The organism is Streptomyces sp. NPDC001220 (assembly GCF_053597895.1).
In genome coordinates, this window is the sequence record NZ_JBSFJE010000006.1 from 439,222 (window position 1) to 459,585 (window position 20,364).

At 71.8% G+C, this 20,364-nt stretch carries 16 protein-coding genes; 12 read left to right on the forward strand and 4 right to left on the reverse strand.

Annotated elements, in window-relative coordinates:
* The first annotated feature begins 173 nt into the window (after nucleotides 1–173).
* The 3 genes from ACWDGI_RS17800 (at nucleotide 174) to ACWDGI_RS17810 (ending at nucleotide 2,356) form a co-directional block, all read left to right on the forward strand.
* Entirely contained in the window at nucleotides 174–737 is a 564-nt protein-coding gene (locus ACWDGI_RS17800) for an SAV_6107 family HEPN domain-containing protein (RefSeq protein ID WP_450759984.1), read from the forward strand.
* A 181-nt stretch (nucleotides 738–918) separates the two neighbouring features.
* On the forward strand, nucleotides 919–1,689 hold the full coding sequence (locus ACWDGI_RS17805) for a methyltransferase (protein WP_351695297.1): 771 nt from the start codon (nucleotides 919–921) through the stop codon (nucleotides 1,687–1,689).
* Between the two features lie 277 nt (nucleotides 1,690–1,966).
* Entirely contained in the window at nucleotides 1,967–2,356 is a 390-nt protein-coding gene (locus ACWDGI_RS17810) for a DUF3040 domain-containing protein (protein ID WP_450759986.1), read from the forward strand.
* Between the two features lie 364 nt (nucleotides 2,357–2,720).
* Here the strand turns inward: ACWDGI_RS17810 and ACWDGI_RS17815 are convergent, their stop codons facing one another.
* From ACWDGI_RS17815 to ACWDGI_RS17830, 4 genes are all read right to left on the reverse strand, one after another.
* Nucleotides 2,721–5,105 carry a transglutaminase TgpA family protein gene (locus ACWDGI_RS17815; RefSeq protein WP_450759988.1) on the reverse strand — a complete coding sequence of 795 codons (2,385 nt, stop codon included), beginning with the start codon at nucleotides 5,103–5,105 and terminating at the stop codon, nucleotides 2,721–2,723.
* Nucleotides 5,105–6,451, reverse strand: a complete 1,347-nt coding sequence (locus ACWDGI_RS17820) for a DUF58 domain-containing protein (RefSeq protein ID WP_450759990.1) — start codon at nucleotides 6,449–6,451, stop codon at nucleotides 5,105–5,107. The genes ACWDGI_RS17815 and ACWDGI_RS17820 overlap by 1 nt, the downstream gene beginning before the upstream one ends.
* Nucleotides 6,451–7,494, reverse strand: a complete 1,044-nt coding sequence (locus ACWDGI_RS17825; protein ID WP_450759992.1) for an AAA family ATPase — start codon at nucleotides 7,492–7,494, stop codon at nucleotides 6,451–6,453. Before ACWDGI_RS17825 ends, ACWDGI_RS17820 begins: the two co-directional genes overlap by 1 nt.
* Nucleotides 7,495–7,757: 263 nt before the next feature.
* Nucleotides 7,758–8,306, reverse strand: a complete 549-nt coding sequence (locus ACWDGI_RS17830) for a beta-class carbonic anhydrase (protein ID WP_450759994.1) — start codon at nucleotides 8,304–8,306, stop codon at nucleotides 7,758–7,760.
* 356 nt (nucleotides 8,307–8,662) lie between these two features.
* On the opposite strand from ACWDGI_RS17830, the gene rsmH reads away from it, so the two are divergent.
* The 9 genes from rsmH (at nucleotide 8,663) to murG (ending at nucleotide 20,336) form a co-directional block, all read left to right on the forward strand.
* The gene (gene rsmH, locus ACWDGI_RS17835; RefSeq protein WP_450759996.1) at nucleotides 8,663–9,619 is read left to right on the forward strand and encodes a 16S rRNA (cytosine(1402)-N(4))-methyltransferase RsmH; all 957 of its coding nucleotides are present in this window, start codon (nucleotides 8,663–8,665) and stop codon (nucleotides 9,617–9,619) included.
* A gap of 42 nt (nucleotides 9,620–9,661) precedes the next feature.
* Nucleotides 9,662–10,222, forward strand: coding sequence for a septum formation initiator family protein (locus ACWDGI_RS17840; RefSeq protein WP_450759998.1), 561 nt, complete (start codon nucleotides 9,662–9,664; stop codon nucleotides 10,220–10,222).
* Nucleotides 10,223–10,227: 5 nt separating this feature from the next.
* Entirely contained in the window at nucleotides 10,228–12,213 is a 1,986-nt protein-coding gene (locus ACWDGI_RS17845; RefSeq protein ID WP_450760000.1) for a peptidoglycan D,D-transpeptidase FtsI family protein, read from the forward strand.
* 42 nt (nucleotides 12,214–12,255) lie between these two features.
* The gene (locus ACWDGI_RS17850; protein ID WP_450760002.1) at nucleotides 12,256–13,917 is read left to right on the forward strand and encodes a UDP-N-acetylmuramoyl-L-alanyl-D-glutamate--2,6-diaminopimelate ligase; all 1,662 of its coding nucleotides are present in this window, start codon (nucleotides 12,256–12,258) and stop codon (nucleotides 13,915–13,917) included.
* 4 nt (nucleotides 13,918–13,921) lie between these two features.
* Nucleotides 13,922–15,334, forward strand: a complete 1,413-nt coding sequence (locus tag ACWDGI_RS17855) for a UDP-N-acetylmuramoyl-tripeptide--D-alanyl-D-alanine ligase (protein ID WP_450760004.1) — start codon at nucleotides 13,922–13,924, stop codon at nucleotides 15,332–15,334.
* Entirely contained in the window at nucleotides 15,334–16,404 is a 1,071-nt protein-coding gene (mraY, locus tag ACWDGI_RS17860) for a phospho-N-acetylmuramoyl-pentapeptide-transferase (RefSeq protein ID WP_360482513.1), read from the forward strand. The genes ACWDGI_RS17855 and mraY overlap by 1 nt, the downstream gene beginning before the upstream one ends.
* Nucleotides 16,386–17,819 carry a UDP-N-acetylmuramoyl-L-alanine--D-glutamate ligase gene (gene murD / locus ACWDGI_RS17865; protein WP_450760006.1) on the forward strand — a complete coding sequence of 478 codons (1,434 nt, stop codon included), beginning with the start codon at nucleotides 16,386–16,388 and terminating at the stop codon, nucleotides 17,817–17,819. The genes mraY and murD overlap by 19 nt, the downstream gene beginning before the upstream one ends.
* A 66-nt stretch (nucleotides 17,820–17,885) precedes the next feature.
* Nucleotides 17,886–19,241: a putative lipid II flippase FtsW gene (gene ftsW, locus ACWDGI_RS17870; protein ID WP_360482286.1), complete on the forward strand. Its 1,356-nt coding sequence runs from the start codon at nucleotides 17,886–17,888 to the stop codon at nucleotides 19,239–19,241.
* Nucleotides 19,242–19,247: 6 nt separating this feature from the next.
* Nucleotides 19,248–20,336 (forward strand): undecaprenyldiphospho-muramoylpentapeptide beta-N-acetylglucosaminyltransferase, encoded by a 1,089-nt coding sequence (gene murG, locus ACWDGI_RS17875; RefSeq protein ID WP_450760008.1) that lies wholly within the window; start codon nucleotides 19,248–19,250, stop codon nucleotides 20,334–20,336.
* Nucleotides 20,337–20,364: the final 28 nt, after the last annotated feature.

Below are 20,364 nucleotides of genomic sequence, written 5' to 3' on the forward strand. Positions count from 1 at the left end.
TGGTGTCCGCATCGGCTTCGTTTTTGAACTGACTGGTCAGTGCAAAAACTAGCCCGAACTCGCGATCGAAGCAAAACCCCAGGTCAGAACGGATTGTCAGTGCCATACCGCACGATGGGCACATACGGCACCCCGGGTAAGGGAGCCGTCACCCAGACGACGGGAGGTTCGTCATGGCCAACTCCTCAGCGGCCGCCGCCCACCGGCGCCGCGCCACCGGCCCTGCCCCCTCACTGACCGGCCCGGCGAGCGACGTGCACCCTGTGCTCCGCCGGGCCACGGCCCCGCCCGCCGCCCTCGACCTGCTCACCCAGGCCCGCGCCGCCCTAGACGAGGCCGAACTCCTCGACACCCCCAACGAGCGCTATGCGACGGCCCATCTGGCCGCCCTGCGCACCGCGGCCGCCGTGCTCGCCGCCCGTGCCCGCCCCGAGACCTCGCCCCGGCGCCGGGCCCGCATCCGCAGCGCCTGGGAGGTGCTTCCCGAGGTGGCGCCCGAGCTCACCGAGTGGAGCGCCCTGTTCGCCGCCGGCGCCGGCCGCCGTGCCCGCGCCGAGGCGGGCATCCAGGGCGCGGCCGGCCGCCGCGACGCCGACGACCTGATACGGGACGTGGAGATGTTCCTCCGTATCGTCGAGCGGATGCTCATCCTCCAGCCGGTGCTGCCGCAGCCCCGCCGACAGGACGGCGAGCAGCCGGACGGCGCCCCGGACAGGGGGCTGCCCGACGCGGGCTGACCAGGACGCGGACGCCCTGCCCGGGAGGACCTGGGGGAGGCGGCGGAGGCCATGGCCGGGCAGCGGAGGCAATAGGGTGGAGAGCGCCTGAAGCCTTCCCTCCTCCCGCACTCCGGGCCGGGGAGGCACCGAGTTCGCGCCGCCGGGCAACAGGCGGTGCCGCGCCGAGGAGTCAACTGCCGTGCCGGACCCCACACGACCCCGCGCTTCTCTCCGTACCGCCGTGGTCTGGGAGGTCCTCCAGGACGCCCTCGACCGCCGGGTCAAGGCCACCGGGCGGGACGCGCTGGACGTCCTCGACACCGGCGGCGGCAGCGGCAACTTCGCCGTGCCCCTCGCCCGTCTCGGCCACCGCGTCACCGTCGTCGACCCCAGCCCGAACGCGCTGTTCGCGCTGGAGCGCCGCGCCGCCGAGGCCGGCGTCGCCGACCGGGTCAAGGGCGTCCAGGGCGACGTCCTCGGCCTGTTCGACGTGGTCGAGCGCGGCAGCCACGACGTCGTGCTCTGCCACGGCGTCCTGGAGTACGTCGACGACCCGGCCGAGGGCGTGCGCAACACGGTGGCCGCGCTGCGCTCCGAGGGCGTCCTCAGCCTGCTCGCCGCCGGACTCGGCGGGGCCGTGGTCGCGCGGGCCCTCGCCGGGCACTTCAAGGAGGCCCGGCAGGCCCTCGACGACCCCGACGGCCGCTGGGGCAGCGGCGACCCCATGCCGCGTCGCTTCACCGCCGAGCAGCTCACCGGCCTGGTCGAGGGCGCCGGTCTGGCCGTCGCCGCCGTGCACGGCGTGCGGGTCTTCGCCGACCTCGTCCCCGGCGTCCTGGTGGACACCGAGCCCGGCGCTCTCGACGCGCTGCTCAAGCTGGAGGCCGCCGCGGCCGAGCTCCCGGCCTTTCACGCCGTCGCCACCCAGCTCCATGTCCTCGGCGAGACTCCGGGTGCGGCCGGGGCCTGAGATTCCCCTGAGACGAGCCCGCTGATCAGGGACTCGGCAGCGGATGGAGTACGCCACAGGCCCCCCGATCGAGGGGTTTGCGCCGTATGATCGAGGGAGACCGCTCGGCATGACGGGCCGGCCGCCGGGGAATGGAAGCCTCAGCGAGCCGGAACGGCCATGGCGGATTCCGGTTGGCCAATTGGCCTAGAGGGGCGGGTTTCACGGGGGCGATTCCCTGCCTATCCTGAAGGGACCCCCCGGGTCGCCCCGGCGACTGCACGATGAGGAGGACGCCGTGCCGCTCTCGGAGCACGAGCAGCGAATGCTTGAGCAGATGGAGCGAGCGCTGTACGCCGAAGACCCCAAGTTCGCGACAGCGCTTGAGGGAAGCGGGCTGCGGTCGTACACCCGGCGACGGGTCTACCAGGCGATCGCCGGCTTCCTCGTGGGTATCGCGCTCCTCATGGCCGGAATGGTTGCCAAGGAGATCTGGGTCAGCGTGGTGGGCTTCCTCGTCATGCTGGGCTGCGCGGTCCTCGCCGTCACCGGCTGGCGCAAGGCTCCCAAGCCCGGCGAGCAGCCCGCGGGAGGCCAGCAGGCCCGCCGTCAGGTCCGGCCGAAGCGCTCCATGATGGACCGCATCGAGGAGCGCTGGCAGCGCCGCCGGGACGAGCAGGGCCAATAGGGATTCGCCGAACAGGCAGAACAGAGCGCGACTGAGGGGGGGACCACCCGGTGGGTGGTCCCCCCTCAGTCATGTCCGCCGAGCCCTGTGCCGGTCGGCGAGCCCGCCGCCGGTCAACCCTCTGCCGGTGCGAGCCGCTGCCGGTCGGCGAGGCCGCTGCCGGTCAGCCCGGCGCCGGTCAGCCCGGCGCCGGTCGGCGAGGCCGCTGCCGGTCAGCCCGGCGCCGGTCGGCGAGGCCGCTGCCGGTCAGCCCGCCGCCGGTCGGCGAGCCCGCTGCCCGTCAGCCCGCCGCCGGTCAGCGAGCCCGCTGCCCGTCAACCCTCTTCCGGTGCGAGCCGCCGTCGGTCGGTCAGCTCGCCGCCGGTCAGCCCTGCTGGCCCGACGGCTTGCGCAGGGTCGGGCGGGTCGCTGCCGCCCGGTCCTTCAGCCGTGCCCACCTGGCCGACGCCGCCCACAGCGCCCGCACGGCCGACCGCGGGGCGAACAGCGCCCTCAGCCGGGTGGGGACGCCGACCGTGCCGTTGAACGCGGCCGTGACCCGGCGGACGTCGTCCGAGAGGCCCGCCGTCAGCCGCGGCCGTGGCGCGTACAGCACCTGTTCGACCGCGTCCGCCACCCGGTGCACCGAGGCGGCGGCGACCGGGTCGAGACGGCCCAGCAGGACGATCCGGGCGGCCGCGCCGCGCGGGCTCTGCGAGTCGTCCGGCAGGACGCCGAAGTCCCAGACCGTGTCGGTCAGTTCCTGCCAGACCGCCAGCGTGTGCGCCGCCACACCGTCGGGGGTACGGTCGTAGGCCCCGAGCCGGTTGGCACGCACCCGCTGCCGGTAGAGCATCGGTGACAGCGGCACCGCCAGGACGGCGAGTCCGGCGAGCGCCCACAGCGCCAGCTGCCACCACGGCGGCCCGCCGTCGCCCTGCTGCACCGCGCTCGCCGCCGACGGGCTCGCGCAGACGTCCTGCTTGCGCAGCTGGGCCGAGCAGCTCTGACTCTCCGAGGCCGAGGCCGACGGCGCCGCCGAGGCGCCCTTGGAGGGCAGCGTCTGGTCCGGCACCGAGGAGCCGGGGGTGTCCGAAACGGTGTACGACGGCGTCGTGCCGCGGGTTGGGGTCGGCTCGAACCGGGTCCAGCCCACGCCCTCGAAGTACAGTTCGGGCCAGGCGTGCGCGTCTTTGAGGCCCACCGAGACCGTGCCGTCGGCCTGCGGGGTGCCGGGCGCGAAGCCCACCGCGACCCGGGCCGGGATGCCCAGCGTCCGGGCCATCGCGGCCATCGCGAAGGAGAAGTGCACGCAGAAACCGCGCTTCTGCTTCAGGAAGTTCGCGATCGCGCCCTCGCCCCGGCCGACCTGCACCTGGGTGTCGTACTGGAAGCCGCCGTTCACCGCGAAGTAGTCCTGGAGCTTGACCGCCTCCTCGTAGTGGCTCGTCGAGCCCGCGGTGACCTCCCGGGCCGTCTGCGCCACCACCGACGGCAGCGAGGAGGGCACCTTGGTGTAGTCCTTCTTCATGGCCGCCGACGGCTCCGGCGCCGCGGCCAGCTGATCAGCCGTCGGCTGCACGTCCAGGCTGGTGACCTGGTAGGTCTCACCGCGGGTGCTCTGCCCGTGGTCGCCGACCAGGGTCATCCCGACGGGCTCGTAGCGCCAGGTGCCGGCGACCTTCACCCCGCTCGGCGGGTACGGCATCGGCAGCCAGTCCTGGGCGTACCAGTCGGCGGCCGAGATCGTGGTCCGCACCGCCGCCCGCTTGACGTCGCCGCCCAGACCGACCGGGGTCGGGAAGGTGTCCGGGACTCCGGTGATGTGCCGCTGGGCCGGCTTCCAGGTGGTGCCGTCGAAGTCGTCCAGGGAGACGATCCGCAGATACATGTCGGAGAGGTCGGCGGTGCTGGTCCGTACGGACAGCACCTGCCGGTCCTCGTCCAAGTTGAGGCTGTCCCGCAGCGACACCAGCGGGTTGACCGCGGAGATCGTGCCGCCGTTCCCGTTGCCCACACCGACGCCGTTCCCGGTGCCGTCCAGCAGGCCGCCCTGGATCGAGGGCATCACGAACGGCACGAACAGGGCGACGCTCAGCACCGCGAAGCCGATCCGGCGTCCGGTGCGCACCGGGGCCACCGCGCCGCTCTCCGGGCCGCCCGGGGTACGGGAGACCCCGCCGAACACCCGGCCCCACTGCGAGAGCCGGTCCCGGCCCTCGGCGAGCAGCAACAGCAGGTAGCCGGACGCCGCCACCAGGAACCAGAGCCAGTCGGTCGGTCCGTCGGACAGGCCCGCCGCCACCGAGTACAGCGCGAGCAGCGGCAGTCCCGCCGGGGCCGCGCTGCGGAAGGTCACCGCGAGGGTGTCCACGATCAGCCCGACGACCAGTACCCCGCCGATCACCATCAGCCGGATGCCGTCCGACAGCGGCGCGGGTATCGCATACCGGCTGACGTCGTCGGAGCCCTGCTGGAGCAGGTCGGCGAAGTACCGGAAGGTGTCCGGGCCGGGGATCAGCCCGGCGATCGCGTGGCCCCGGGCGAAGACCAGGGTGAGCATCAGCAGGGTGACCAGGGCCTGCGCGGCCACGGTCAGCGGCCGGGCCAGCGGCACCCGCCGCGCGGCCGCGCCGACGCCGGTCTGGACCGCCACCAGGAAGGCCGCCTGGAACAGCCAGGTCGTCGGGGAGACCAGGGGCAGCAGGGAACAGGACGCCATCAGCGTCGCCGCCGCCGCGGTGAGGGCCAGCCGGGCCCGTCCGCTCATCACCGGGCCTCCCCGCCCGCCACGGCCACCGACAGACGCTCCCGGTCCGCCTGCCGCCACAGCTCGGCCAGCGGAGCACCACGCGCCACGCTGACCGCCGTCCAGCCGGCCTCGCGCAGCATCCGCAGCCGCTCCTCGTGCGCGTTGCCCGGCGCGGGCACGTCGGTGGGCTCCCGCACCCAGGTGTCCGGGTCCAGGACGAAGGCGACGGCACCGCCGCTGCGCCGGCGCATCTTGGTGGCCACCGCCGCCTGTTCCTCGTCGAGGTCGCCCAGGAAGGCCACGAGCAGCCCCTCGTTCCCGCCGCGCAGGACGTCGTAGGCCCGGGACAGGCCGGTGCCGTCCGAGTGGTCGACCACCGCCAGGGTGTCCATCAACAGCCCGGCCGCGTCCGCCGAGTCCTGGCCGGAACCCGCGAAACCGTCGGCGCCCTCACCGGGCACCGCGCTGCCGGTGTCCGTCAACAGCCGCACCGAGAAGCCGCGTTCGAGCATGTGGACCAGGACCGAGGCGGCGCCGGAGACCGCCCACTCGAACGCCGAGTCGGGGCCCGCGCCCTCGTAGGCGATGCCCCGGGTGTCCAGCAGCACCGTGCAGCGGGCGCGCTGCGGCTGCTCCTCGCGGCGCACCATCAGCTCGCCGTAGCGGGCGGTGGAGCGCCAGTGCACGCGGCGCAGGTCGTCGCCGTACCGGTAGCCGCGCGGGATCACGTCGTCCTCGCCGGCCAGGGCCAGCGAGCGCTGCCGCCCGTCGCCGTACCCCTTCGCCTCGCCGCTGAGCCGGATCGGCGACAGCGGCTCCACGCGCGGGATGACGGTCAGGGTGTCGAACGTCGAGAAGGACCGGGTCAGTTCGCACATCCCGAACGGGTCGGTCAGGCGCAGCTGGAGCGGGCCCAGCGGATAGCGGCCGCGCAGGTCGGAGCGGACCCGGTAGGAGACCTCCCGCCGACCGCCCGGCTCGACCCGGTCCAGGACGAAGCGCGGGCGTGGACCGAGGACGTAGGGCACCCGGTCCTGGAGCATCAGCAGGCCGGTGGGCAGCCGCGAGACGTTGTCCATCCGCAGATGGACGCGGGCCTCGCTGCTGGCCGGCACCCGCGAGGGGGAGAGCCGGCGGCTGCCGGCCACCCGGTAGCGGGTGCGGTAGAGCACGGCCGCGCAGATCAGCGGCAGCACGGCGAGCAGCAGCCCGACCCGGCGCAGATCGCTCTGGCCGAGAATGTACGCGCAGATCACCGCAGCGATGCCGGCCGCCAGGAAGGAGCGGCCGCGGGTGGTCAGCCCGGCCAGGGCCGTGCGGACGCCGCCCGACTCGTCACGGTCGGCCTCCGCCGGGGCGCTCATCACAGACTCCGCGGGGGCTGCTGGGGATACGCCGGCACGCCCCGGCCCAGACCACCGAAGCCGTTCTGCTGCCGGGGGGCCGCCGCGGGCACCGGGGTCTGCTGCAGGATCTCCTGGACGACCTGCTCCGCGGTGCGCCGGTTGAGCTGGGCCTGGGCGGTGGGCAGCAGCCGGTGCGCCAGGACCGCCACGGCGAGTGCCTGTACGTCGTCCGGGAGCGCGTACTCCCGGCCGCTCAGAGCCGCGGACGCCTTCGCCGCGCGCAGCAGGTGCAGCGTCGCGCGCGGGGAGGCGCCGAGTCTGAGGTCGGGGTGGGTACGGGTGGCGGAGACCAGGTCCACCGCGTACCGCCGGACCGTCTCGGCGACATGCACGCCCCGTACGGTCTCGACGAGCTTCACGATGTCGTGCGCGTGCGCCACCGGCTGGAGGTCGTCCAGGGGGTTCGCCCCGCCGTGGATGTCGAGCATCTGCAACTCGGCCTCCGCGCTGGGGTAGCCGACCGAGACGCGGGCCATGAAGCGGTCGCGCTGGGCCTCCGGCAGCGGATAGGTGCCCTCCATCTCGACCGGGTTCTGGGTGGCCACCACCATGAACGGGCTGGGCAGTTCATAGGTCTGCCCGTCGATGGTGACCTGCCGCTCCTCCATCGACTCCAGCAGCGCGGACTGGGTCTTGGGCGAGGCGCGGTTGATCTCGTCGCCGATCACGATCTGGGCGAAGATGGCGCCCGGTTTGAACTCGAAGTCCCGGCGCTGCTGGTCCCAGATGGACACGCCGGTGATGTCCGACGGCAGCAGGTCGGGCGTGAACTGGATGCGTCGCACCGAACAGTCGATGGACCGCGCAAGCGCCTTCGCCAGCATCGTCTTGCCGACACCCGGGACGTCCTCGATCAGAAGATGCCCCTCGGCCAGCAGTACGGTCAGCGAAAGCCGTACGACCTCCGGCTTGCCCTCGATCACACCCTCAACCGAACTGCGGACCCGCTCCACAGTGGCGGTCAGATCAGTGAGGCTCGCTCGATCGTCATAGGTCGTCACCCGGCCCTCCTCGGCCCCTTATTGCCCGGGCCGGCGCTCTGTCAGCGGAACCGGCCCACCCCGAAACACGGACACCACGCGTGAATAGTTCCGCGTGACGTCCCACACCGCATTCTTGCTGCCGTTACCGATTCGTGTCACTCGCCTGTGGACAACTGCTCGCACTATGTCGGTCTTACGGCCTTTCGGTCGTGTATTCGACAGCGTCCTGACAGGGTACGGCGGCGGTTTTCGGGGCGGGCGGTCCGTCGGAGCCGGTGGGCTCAGACGGGGTCGACCTCACGGAGCAGCCCGGTGCGGACGTCGAAGACGAAGCCGCGTACGTCGTCGGTGTGCAGCAGGAACGGCGAGGTGCGCACCCGCTGCATGGACTGCCGTACGTCCTGGTCGACGTCCCGGAAGGACTCCACCGCCCAGGCCGGGCGCTGGCCGACCTCCATCTCCAGGTCGGTGCGGAAGTCCTCGGTGAGGGCCTCCAGGCCGCAGCCGGTGTGGTGGATGAGGACCACGCTGCGGGTGCCGAGCTTGCGCTGGCTGATGGTGAGGGAGCGGATCACGTCGTCGGTGACCACGCCGCCCGCGTTGCGGATGGTGTGACAGTCGCCGAGCTGCAGGCCGAGCGCCTTGTGCAGGTCGATGCGGGCGTCCATACAGGACACCACGGCCACGTGCAGCACGGGCCGGGCGTCCATGCCGGGGTCGGTGAAGGCGGACGCGTACGTGCGGTTGGCGTCGACCAGGCGATCCGTCACGGTGCCGCCGTCGGTTATGGCGCCTTCGGGTCCGGTGGGAGCTGCTGCGGAAGTCGTCATAGACACGACGGTACTGGTCACGGGCGTTCAGAGCCTGCTGTGAGAGGGCACAAAGAACGTCATCGTGGCTTGTTGTGAGCTAACCCACACGGAGCGCAAACCAGGGCTGTACGGGTGATTCCTTTCCAATCCCGGCTCATGCCGCCCTGCCGTACGCGCCGTACAGGCCGGTTGATTGACCGGGCGACACGGTGGACTAAAGTGACGCGAAGCGGGAGGCGAGGCTCTCCCCGCTGGTGAAATCCCCTGGAGACCCCGGCACGGCGCCCGGACCGTCTCCCCACGTGCGCGGCGCGCGTACCGAGCGGGCGGGGACCCGGCGGTGCGTATCTCCCGCGCGGACCTGAGAGGCCCCCTTGAGCCAGAGTCGACACGTTCCGGTGATGCTCCAGCGGTGCCTGGATCTGCTGGCACCCGCCCTGGCGGCGCCGGGCAGCGTGGTCGTCGACTGCACCCTCGGCCTCGGCGGCCACAGCGAGGCGCTGCTGGCCCGCTTCCCCGAGGCCCGGCTGGTCGCCCTCGACCGCGACAAGGAGGCCCTGCGCCTGTCCGGCGAGCGCCTCGCCCCCTTCGGTGACCGCGCCACCCTGGTGCACGCCGTCTACGACGAGCTGCCCGACGTACTCGAACGTCTCGGCATCGCGCGCGTACAGGGCGTGCTGTTCGACCTCGGCGTCTCCTCCATGCAGCTCGACGAGGCGGACCGCGGCTTCGCCTACGCCCAGGACGCCCCCCTCGACATGCGCATGGACCAGACGACCGGCATCAGCGCCGCCGAGGTCCTCAACACCTACCCGGCCGGTGACCTGGTGCGCATCCTCTTCGCGTACGGCGAGGAGAAGCAGGCCAAACGGATCGTCTCGGCGATCGTCCGGGAGCGCGAGAAGGAGCCCTTCGGCAACAGCGCCCGGCTCGTCGAGCTGATCCGGGACTCCCTGCCGCAGGCCGCCAAGCGCACCGGCGGCAACCCTGCCAAGCGCACCTTCCAGGCGCTGCGCATCGAGGTCAACGGCGAACTGGCCGTCCTGGAAAGGGCGATCCCGGCCGCGGTGCAGGCCCTCGCGGTCGGCGGTCGGATCGCCGTACTGTCGTACCACTCGCTCGAAGACCGCCTCGTCAAGCAGGTGTTCGCGGCCGGTGCCGCCACCACCGCGCCGCCCGGGCTGCCGGTCGTGCCCGAGCAGTACCAGCCCCGGCTCAAGCTGCTCACGCGCGGTGCCGAACTTCCCACCGAGGAAGAGGTCGCCGAGAACCGCCGGGCCGCGCCCGCGCGTCTTCGAGGGGCCCAGCGCATCAGGGAGTCCATTGAATGAGCGGCGTGAGCACGCTGGGTTTCCGGACCCACCGGAGGACACGTGAGTAGGAAACCCGAGCTGAAAGGACGGGCCGCCCGGCTCGCCCGGCTCTTTCCGGTCGGCCGGGCCAACCAGGCCGCCCGCACCCCGTTCGTCCTGCTGGTCGTCCTGCTGCTCGGCGGCGGCCTGATCGGCCTGCTGGTGCTGAACTCGGCGCTCAGCGAGGGCTCGTTCAAACTCGACGACCTGCAGAAGAAGACCAAGAACCTCACCGACGAGGAACAGGCCCTGCAGCGGGACATCGACGCCTACTCCGCTCCCGACGCCCTGCAGCGCCGGGCCCGCGAACTCGGCATGGTCCCCGGCGGCGACCCGGCCTTCCTCGGCTCCGACGGCACCGTCAAGGGCGTTCCCAGCACCGCCGCCCTCCGGGGGACCACCCAGCCGGCCGCCCCCGAGGCCATCGGCACGCCGTCCCCCGCCCCGCCGACGCCGGCCGGCTCCTCCGCGGTGACCGCACCGGCACCCACGCCGGTCACCACGCCGGTCGCCACACCGGTGACGACACCGGCGCCGGCACTCACGCCCGTGACGACCCCGACCACGACCCCCGGCAGGTGACGGACGTGCCAGACACTTCTGGAGAAAGGCAGTCGCCGCGCCGCCGCGTGCCCGGCCCCGCCCGGCCGCCCCGCCCCCGGGAGCCCCGGGGCGCGGTCCGGCGCGGCCCCGGCCCCGGCGCCCGCCCGGTGCGCCGCCCGGGCGCGCCGCGCCCCCCGGCCCAGCGCCCCCTGCGGCTCGGCAGCCCCCGCCCCCGCCTGCGCATGGTCGGCTTCGCCCTGACCCTGGTGCTGCTGGTCTTCGTCGGGCGTCTGCTCCAGGTGCAGGCCGTGGACGCCAGCGCGTACGCCGCGAAGGCCGAACAGAACCGGTACGTCGTGCACACCCTGGCCGCCGAGCGCGGCGGGATCACCGACCGCAACGGCGTGGCGCTGGCGATCAGCGAGGACGCGTACGACATCACCGCCGACCCCACGATGTTCACCAGCAAGCAGCTCAAGGTGAACGACGGCCCCGAGCAGGCCGCCGCGCTGCTCGCCCCGATCCTCGGCAAGGACCAGGCCGCCCTCGTCAAGCTGCTGCGGCCCGAGAACCGGGAACTGCGCTACGTCCGGCTCGCCGCCCGGCAGACCCCGCAGGTCTGGAAGCAGATCAAGGACCTGAAGACCGCGCTCACCAACAAGGCCGAGACCGCCGCCGGCACCGTCAACGTGCTCGCCGGCGTCTTCGCCGACCCCAGCAGCCAGCGGGTGTACCCGAACGGCGACCTGGCCGCCGGGATACTGGGCTGGGTCAACGCCGACGGCAAGGGCGGCGGCGGCGTCGAGCAGCAGCTCGACAAGCAGCTGACCGGCAAGGACGGCAAGATCCGCTACGCCCAGTCCGGCGGCCGTGAGGTGCCCACCGCGGGCTCCACGGAGACCCCGGCCGTACCCGGCTCGGACGTCGAGCTGACCATCGACCGGGACATCCAGTGGGCCGCGCAGAACGCCATCACCGAGCAGGTCAAGAAGTCCAGGGCGGACCGCGGTTACGTGGTCGTCCAGGACACCAGGACCGGGCAGATCCTGGCGATGGCCAACTCGCCCGGCTTCGACCCGAACGACCTGTCGACGGCCGACGCCGCCGCGATGGGCAACGCGGCCCTCCAGGACGCCTACGAGCCCGGCTCCACCGCCAAGGTGATGTCGATGGCGGCCGTCCTGGAGGAGAACGCCGCCACCCCGCTCACGCACGTGGTGGTGCCCAACCGGCTGCACCGCGGCGACCGGCTCTTCAAGGACGACATCGACCACGCGACCTGGTACCTCACGCTCAACGGCGTGCTCGCCAAGTCCAGCAACATCGGCACCATCCTCGCCACCGGCCAGCTCGGCAAGACCCAGGAGCAGGCCAACCAGGTCCTCTACTCGTATCTGCGCAAGTTCGGCATCGGCGGCTACACCGGGCTCGGCTTCCCCGGCGAGACCCGGGGCATCCTCGCCGCCCCGGCCAAGTGGTCCACCTCGCAGCAGTACACGATTCCTTTCGGTCAGGGCTTCTCCATCAACGCCATGCAGGCGGCCTCCGTCTACTCGACGATCGCCAACGGCGGAGTCCGGGTGGAGCCCACCCTGGTGCGCGGCTCCAAGGGCGCCGACGGCCGCTTCACCCCGTCCGCGCAGCCCAAGAAGACCCGCGTGGTCAGTGAGAAGACCGCGAAGACGCTCGCCGCGATGCTGGAGTCCGTCGTGGACGACGAGCAGGGCACGGGCGCCAAGGCGGCCATCCCCGGCTACAACGTCGCGGGGAAGACCGGCACCGCCAACCGAGTGGATCCGGCCACCGGCAGATACCGCGGCTACACCTCGTCGTTCGCCGGGTTCGCGCCCGCGGACAAGCCCCGCATCACCGTCTACTGCGCCATCCAGAACGCCACCGCCGGCAGCTACTTCGGCGGCCAGATCTGCGGCCCGATCTACAAGCAGGTGATGGAGTTCGCCCTCAAGACCCTGCAGATCCCGCCGACCGGTGCCAAGGCGGCGAAGCTGCCCGTCGACTACAAGCCCTGATCAGCGCCTCAGCTTTTCGGAAAGACCACCAGGAACGAGCCCGTGACAACGATCACCCCCGATCCCGGGAACCACCGGGCCCCCGAGCCCTCACTTCGCTCCGGAGCGGGTGCGCCCGGTACGCTCACCGCCGTGCCACACGCTGATCAGTCCCAAACCACCCAGAAGGGCGCTTCCGTGACATATCCGGGGCCGCCCAGGCCGGTTCAGGTCTCCGCCACACCCCTCGCGGAGCTCGCCGATCAGCTGGGCGCCGCCGTCCCGGACACCGCGGACACAGTGGAGGTCACGGGCATCACCCATGACTCGCGCGCGGTCCGCCCCGGCGACGTGTACGCAGCCCTGCCGGGCGCCCGGCTGCACGGTGCCGACTTCGTCGCCCAGGCCGCCGGCCTCGGCGCGGTCGCCGTGCTGACCGACCCGGCGGGCGCCGAACGCGCCGCCGCGACCGGCCTGCCGGTCCTGGTCGCCGACGAGCCCCGCGCGCGGATGGGCGAACTCGCGGCCACCATCTACGGCCACCCCGGGCGCGACCTGCTCCAGATCGGCATCACCGGCACCTCCGGCAAGACCACCACGGCCTACCTGGTCGAGGGCGGTCTGAAGCGCACGCGCAACACCGGCCTCATCGGCACCGTCGAGATGCGCATCGGCGACGAGCGCATCAAGTCCGAGCGCACCACCCCCGAGGCCACCGACCTCCAGGCCCTGTTCGCCGTCATGCGCGAGCGCGGCGTCGAGGCGGTCGCCATGGAGGTCTCCAGCCACGCCCTGGTCCTCGGCCGGGTCGACGGCTGCGTCTTCGACATCGCCGTCTTCACCAACCTCAGCCCGGAACACATGGAGTTCCACTCCGACATGGAGGACTACTACCGGGCCAAGGCGCAGCTCTTCACCCCGAGACGCAGTAAACGGGGGGTGGTGAACGTCGACGACGAGTACGGCCGCAGGCTCGCCCGCGAGGCCGGCGTCCCGGTCGTCACCTACTCCGCCGAGGGCCACCCCGACGCCGACTGGCGGGCCGCGGACGTCCACATCGGCCCGATGGACTCGACGTTCACCGTCGTCGGGCCCGGGGGCGTCCAGGTCGCCGCCAAGTCGCCGCTGCCGGGCCCCTTCAACGTGGCGAACACCCTCGCCGCGATCGTCGCCCTGGCCGCCGCGGGCCTCGACCCGCAGACCGCCGCCGACGGCGTCGCCGCCGTCCCGGGTGTCCCGGGCCGCCTGGAGCGGGTGGACGCCGGACAGGCCTACCTCGCGGTCGTCGACTACGCCCACAAGACGGACGCCGTCGAATCGGTCCTCAAGGCCCTGCGCAAGGTCACCAAGGGCCGGCTGCACATCGTCCTCGGCTGCGGCGGCGACCGCGACAGGACGAAGCGGGCCCCGATGGGCGCCGCCGCCGCCCGGCTCGCCGACACGGCCGTACTGACCTCCGACAACCCGCGCTCCGAGGACCCGCTCGCCATCCTCGCGACCATGCTCGAAGGCGCCGCCACGGTGCCCGCCCACGAGCGCGGCGAGGTGCTCCTCTTCGAGGAGCGGGCCGCCGCGATCGCCGCGGCCGTCGCCCGCGCCCACCCCGGCGACACCGTGCTGGTCGCCGGCAAGGGCCACGAGCAGGGCCAGGACATCGCCGGCGTGATCCGTCCGTTCGACGACCGCCAGGTGCTTCGCGAAGCTATCCAGAAGACCCAGGGATGAACTTGTGATCGCCCTCTCCCTCGCCGAGATCGCAGCAGTCGTCGGCGGGCAGACGCATGACATACCGGATCCGTCCGTCCAGGTCACCGGGGAGGTCGTCCGGGACTCCCGCGAGGCGGGCCCCGGCAGCCTGTTCGCCGCCTTCGTGGGCGAGCGCGTGGACGGCCACGACTTCGCGGCCCAGGTCGTCGGACAGGGCGCGGTCGCCGTTCTGGCGTCCCGCCCCGTCGGCGTGCCCGCGATCGTCGTGGACGACGTCCAGACCGCCCTCGGCGCCCTCGCCCGCCATGTCGTACGACGGCTCGGCGCGACCCTGGTGGCCCTCACCGGCTCGGCCGGCAAGACCAGCACCAAGGACCTCATCGCGCAGGTGCTGCGCACCAAGGCGCCGACCGTGTTCACGCCGGGCTCGCTCAACAACGAGATCGGCCTGCCGCTGACCGCCCTGTCCGCCACCGAGGAGACGAAGTTCCTGGTGCTGGAGATGGGCGCCCGCGGCATCGGCCACATCCGCTACCTGGCGGATCTGACGCCCCCGAGGATCGGCCTGGTCCTCAACGTCGGCACCGCCCACATCGGCGAGTTCGGCGGCCGTGAGCAGATCGCCCAGGCGAAGGGCGAGTTGGTCGAGGCCCTGCCCCCGGCCGGGGACGGCGGCGCCGCGATCCTCAACGCGGACGACCCCCTGGTGCGGGCCATGGCATCCCGTACCAAGGCGAAGGTGGTCCTTTTCGGAGAGTCGGCCGAAGCGGACGTACGCGCCGAGAACGTACGACTCACGGACACGGGACAGCCCGCGTTCAGCCTTCACACACCCTCCGGTGCAAGCGATGTGACCATGCGCCTGTACGGTGAGCACCACGTGTCGAACGCGCTCGCCGCGGCCGCCGTCGCCCATGAGCTGGGCATGTCCGCGGAAGAGATCGCCACCGCGCTCTCCGAGGCTGGCTCCCTCTCCCGCTGGCGTATGGAGGTCACCGAGCGCCCGGACGGCGTGACCATCGTCAACGACGCCTACAACGCCAACCCCGAGTCCATGCGAGCCGCGCTGCGCGCGCTCGCGGCCATGGGCAAGGGGCGCCGCACGTGGGCGGTGCTCGGCAAGATGGCCGAGCTCGGGGACGAGGCGCTCGCCGAGCACGACGCGGTCGGACGGCTCGCCGTCCGGCTCAATGTCGGCAAGCTCGTCGCGGTCGGGGGAGTAGAAGCCTCCTGGCTGCAACTGGGCGCATATAACGAGGGTTCGTGGGGTGAGGAGTCGGTGCACGTGTCCGACGCACAGGCGGCGGTCGACCTGTTGCGCAGCGAGTTGCGCCCGGGGGACGTCGTCCTCGTGAAGGCGTCACGGTCGGTGGGCCTGGAGAGCGTTGCCCAGGCGCTCCTCCAGAGCGGTGCCGAGGGTGTTGATGCCCGATGATGAAGCAGATCCTCTTCTCGGGCGTCATCGGTCTCTTCCTGACGCTGATCGGCACTCCGCTGCTGATCAAGCTCCTCGCGCGCAAGGGCTACGGCCAGTACATCCGTGACGACGGCCCGCGCGAGCACGCCAGCAAGCGCGGTACCCCGACGATGGGCGGTATCGCCTTCATCCTGTCGACGGTCGCCGCCTACTTCCTGTCCAAGGTGATCACCGGCTACGCCCCGACCTACTCGGGTGTGCTGGTGCTCGGCCTGATGTGCGGCATGGGCCTGGTCGGCTTCCTGGACGACTACATCAAGATCGTCAAGCGGCGTTCGCTGGGTCTGCGGGCCAAGGCGAAGATGGCCGGCCAGCTGATCGTCGGCATCTCCTTCGCGGTTCTCTCGCTGCAGTTCCCGGACGCCATCGGCAACACCCCGGCGTCCACCAAGCTGTCCTTCATCACGGACTTCGGCTGGACCATCGGCCCGGTGCTGTTCGTGGTCTGGGCGCTGTTCATGATCCTCGCGATGTCCAACGGCGTGAACCTGACGGACGGTCTGGACGGTCTCGCCACCGGCGCCTCCGTGCTCGTCTTCGGCGCCTACACGTTCATCGGCGTCTGGCAGTTCCAGGAGTCCTGCGCCAACGCGATGACCCTGACCAACCCCAACGCCTGCTACACCGTCCGCGATCCCCTGGACCTCGCGGTCATCGCCTCCGCGCTGATGGGTTCCTGCCTCGGCTTCCTGTGGTGGAACACCTCGCCGGCCAAGATCTTCATGGGCGACACCGGTTCGCTCGCGCTCGGCGGTGTCCTCACCGGCCTCGCGATCCTGTCCCGCACGGAACTCCTCGTCGCCCTCATGGGCGGCCTGTTCGTCCTCATCACCATGTCGGTCGTCATCCAGGTCGGCTCCTTCCGGCTCACCGGAAGGCGGGTCTTCCGGATGGCGCCACTCCAGCACCACTTCGAACTCAAGGGCTGGTCCGAGGTACTTGTGGTGGTCCGCTTCTGGATCATCCAGGGTATTTGCGTGATTGTCGGACTCGGCCTCTTCTATGCGGGATGGGCAGCGGACAAGTGACCTCCTCGGTGTCCCCGGATTTCCACGGCACGCACGTCACCGTCGCCGGGCTCGGCGTCTCCGGCGTCCCGGCGGCGAAGGTGCTGCACGCGCGCGGGGCGATCGTCACGGTCGTCAACGACGGCGACGACGAGCGCGCGCGTGAGCAGGCCGCCGAACTGGAGGCGCTGGGCGTCACGGTACGGCTCGGTGACGGCGCGACCCTGCCGGCAGGCACCGAACTCATCGTCACCGCGCCCGGCTGGAAGCCGGACAAGCCGCTGTTCCAGGCGGCCCGCGCGGCCGGTGTCGACATCTGGGGCGACGTCGAGCTGGCCTGGCGGCTGCGCGGCCCCGACGCGGCCCCCTGGCTCGCCGTCACCGGCACCAACGGCAAGACCACCACCGTCCAGATGCTGGCGTCGATCCTGAAGGCCGCGGGCCTGCGCACGGCCGCCGTCGGCAACATCGGCGTCTCGCTGCTCGACACGGTCCTCGGGGACGAGGAGTACGACGTGCTGGCCGTCGAGCTGTCCAGCTATCAGCTGCACTGGGCGCCCTCCCTGCGCGCCCACTCGGCGGCCGTGCTCAACCTCGCCCCCGACCACCTCGACTGGCACGGCTCCATGGAGGCGTACGCCGCCGACAAGGGCCACATCTACGAGGGCAACCGGGTCGCCTGTGTCTACAACGTCGGCGACAAGCTCACCGAGGAGCTGGTGCGGGCGGCCGACGTCGAGGAGGGCTGCCGGGCCATCGGCTTCACCCTCGGCACCCCGGGGCCGTCCCAACTGGGTGTCGTGGACGGCATCCTGGTCGACCGCGCCTTCGTCGAGAACCGGCAGCAGAACGCCCAGGAGCTGGCCGAGGTCTCGGACGTCAACCCGCCCGCCCCGCACAACATCGCCAACGCCCTTGCCGCGGCGGCCCTGGCGCGTGCCTTCGGGGTGCCCGCCACGGCCGTACGGGACGGGCTGCGGAACTTCACCCCGGACGCCCACCGCATCGCGCACGTGGCCGACGTGGACGGGGTCGCGTACATCGACGACTCCAAGGCGACCAACACGCACGCGGCGGAAGCCTCGTTGGCGTCATATGAGTCGATCGTATGGATTGCGGGCGGTCTGGCGAAGGGCGCGACCTTCGACGAACTGGTCGCCAAGTCGGCAAAGCGACTTCGCGGCGTGGTGCTGATCGGTGCCGATCGCGCCCTCATCCGGGAGGCCCTCGCGCGACACGCGCCGGAAGTACCCGTCGTCGACCTCGACCGGACCGACACTGGGGCGATGCTCGCGGCGGTCCAGGAGGCGCGGCGACTGGCGGTCGAAGGCGACACGGTGCTCCTTGCCCCCGCCTGTGCCTCCATGGACATGTTCGCCAACTACAACAAGCGCGGTGACGCGTTCGCTCAGGCTGTTCGCGAACTCGGCGCCTGACCCGGCCGCCAGCCGGGCGACCTTGGGAGGGACGCGTGGGACGCTCGACGTTCAGCGGAGGCGTGGATGCCCGGTAGCCGCACCGGCCGACCGCCCGTACAGCGAGCAGTCCGCAGGCCCGCCGCCCCCCGCGCGTCGCGCGACAACCCGCTGCGGCGGCTCCACACGCGCCTCCACCGGGCCTGGGACCGGCCGCTGACCGCGTACTACCTGATCCTCGGCGGCAGCCTGCTGATCATCGTGCTGGGTCTGGTGATGGTCTACTCGGCCTCCCAGATCACCGCACTGCAGATGTCGCTGCCGGGTTCGTTCTTCTTCCGCAAACAGTTCCTGGCCGCCTGTATCGGGGGCGTGCTGCTGTTCGTGGCGTCCCGCATGCCGGTGAAACTGCACCGGGCGCTCGCCTACCCGATCCTCGCCGGCGCCGTCTTCCTGATGGCCCTGGTGCAGGTCCCCGGGATAGGGATGTCGGTCAACGGCAACCAGAACTGGATCTCCCTGGGCGGCTCCTTCCAGATCCAGCCCAGCGAGTTCGGCAAGCTCGCCCTGGTGCTCTGGGGCGCCGACCTGATGGCGCGCAAACAGGAGAAGCGGCTGCTGACCCAGTGGAAACACATGCTGGTGCCGCTGGTCCCGGTCAGCTTCCTGCTGCTCGGCCTGATCATGCTCGGCGGCGACATGGGTACGGCGATCATCCTGACCGCGATCCTGTTCGGCCTGCTCTGGCTGGCGGGGGCACCCACCCGGCTGTTCGCCGGGGTGCTGTCGATCGCCGGCCTGCTCGGCGTGATCCTCATCAAGACCAGCCCCAACCGAATGGCCCGGCTCGCCTGTATCGGCGCCACCGAGCCCAAGAGCGGCGTCGCCGACTGCTGGCAGGCGGTTCATGGCATCTATGCCCTGGCCTCCGGCGGACTCTTCGGCTCCGGACTCGGTGCGAGTGTGGAAAAATGGGGCCAACTTCCCGAAGCCCACACCGACTTCATCTTCGCCGTCACCGGTGAGGAACTGGGTCTGGCGGGGACGCTGTCGGTACTGGCCCTCTTCGCGGCTCTAGGCTATGCGGGTATCCGCGTGGCCGGACGCACGGAGGACCCCTTCGTCAGGTATGCCGCGGGAGGCGTGACCACCTGGATCACCGCGCAGGCGGTGATCAACATCGGTGCGGTGCTCGGCCTGCTGCCGATCGCCGGTGTCCCGCTCCCGCTGTTCTCCTACGGAGGCTCCGCCCTGCTGCCGACCATGTTCGCCATCGGGTTGCTGATCGCCTTCGCGCGCGACGAGCCCGCTGCGCGGGCGGCGCTTGCGATGCGGCAACCTCGCTTTGGTAGAAAGCGGGGAGCCGGGGGCCCTCAGGGGCCTCGGAGATGGAACACGATGCGACGGCGTGCCTCCGCGGCGCGCTCGTCCGGAGAGCGGTGAATTTCGGTGCATGTCGTACTCGCTGGTGGGGGGACCGCCGGCCACATCGAGCCGGCGCTCGCCCTCGCGGACGCCCTGCGCAGGCAGGACCCCACCGTGGGGATCACGGCCCTGGGCACGGAGCGCGGGCTGGAGACCAGGCTGGTGCCCGAGCGCGGCTACGAGCTCGCCCTGATCCCGGCGGTGCCGCTGCCCCGCAAGCCCACCCCTGAACTGATCACCGTCCCGGGCCGGCTGCGCGGCACCATCAAGGCGGCCGAGCAGATCCTGGAGCGCACCAAGGCGGACTGCGTGGTCGGCTTCGGCGGCTATGTCGCCCTGCCCGCCTATCTCGCGGCCAAGCGCCTCGGTGTGCCGATCGTGATCCACGAGGCCAACGCCCGGCCCGGCCTCGCCAACAAGATCGGCTCCCGGTACGCCGCCCGGGTCGCGGTCTCCACCCCCGACAGCAAGCTGCGCGACGCCCGCTACATCGGCATCCCGCTGCGCCGCTCCATCTCCGTCCTGGACCGGGCCGCGGCCCGCCCCGAGGCCCGCCACCGCTTCGGCCTCGACCCCAACCTGCCCACGCTGCTGGTCTCCGGCGGCTCCCAGGGCGCCCGCCGCCTCAACGAGGTCACCCAGCAGGTCGCGCCCTGGCTGCAGCGGGCCGGTATCCAGATCCTGCACGCGGTCGGCCCGAAGAACGAACTGCCACAGGTGCACCAGATGCCGGGGATGCCCCCATATGTCCCGGTAAGTTACCTGGACCGGATGGACCTCGCGTACGCCGCGGCCGACATGATGCTCTGCCGTGCGGGTGCGATGACCGTCGCCGAACTCTCCGCCGTCGGGCTCCCGGCCGCCTATGTCCCGCTGCCCATCGGCAACGGCGAACAGCGGCTGAACGCCCAGCCGGTGGTCAAGGCCGGCGGCGGCCTGCTGGTCGACGACGCGGAACTCACCCCGGAGTGGGTGCAGCAGAACGTGCTCCCCGTGCTCGCCGATCCGCACCGGTTGTACGAGATGTCCCGTGCGGCAAGCGAGTTCGGCCGCCGGGACGCCGACGACCTGCTCGTCGGGATGGTGTACGAGGCGATCGCCTCCAGCCGTTAGGCCGTATGACGAAAGGCAAGTGAGCAGC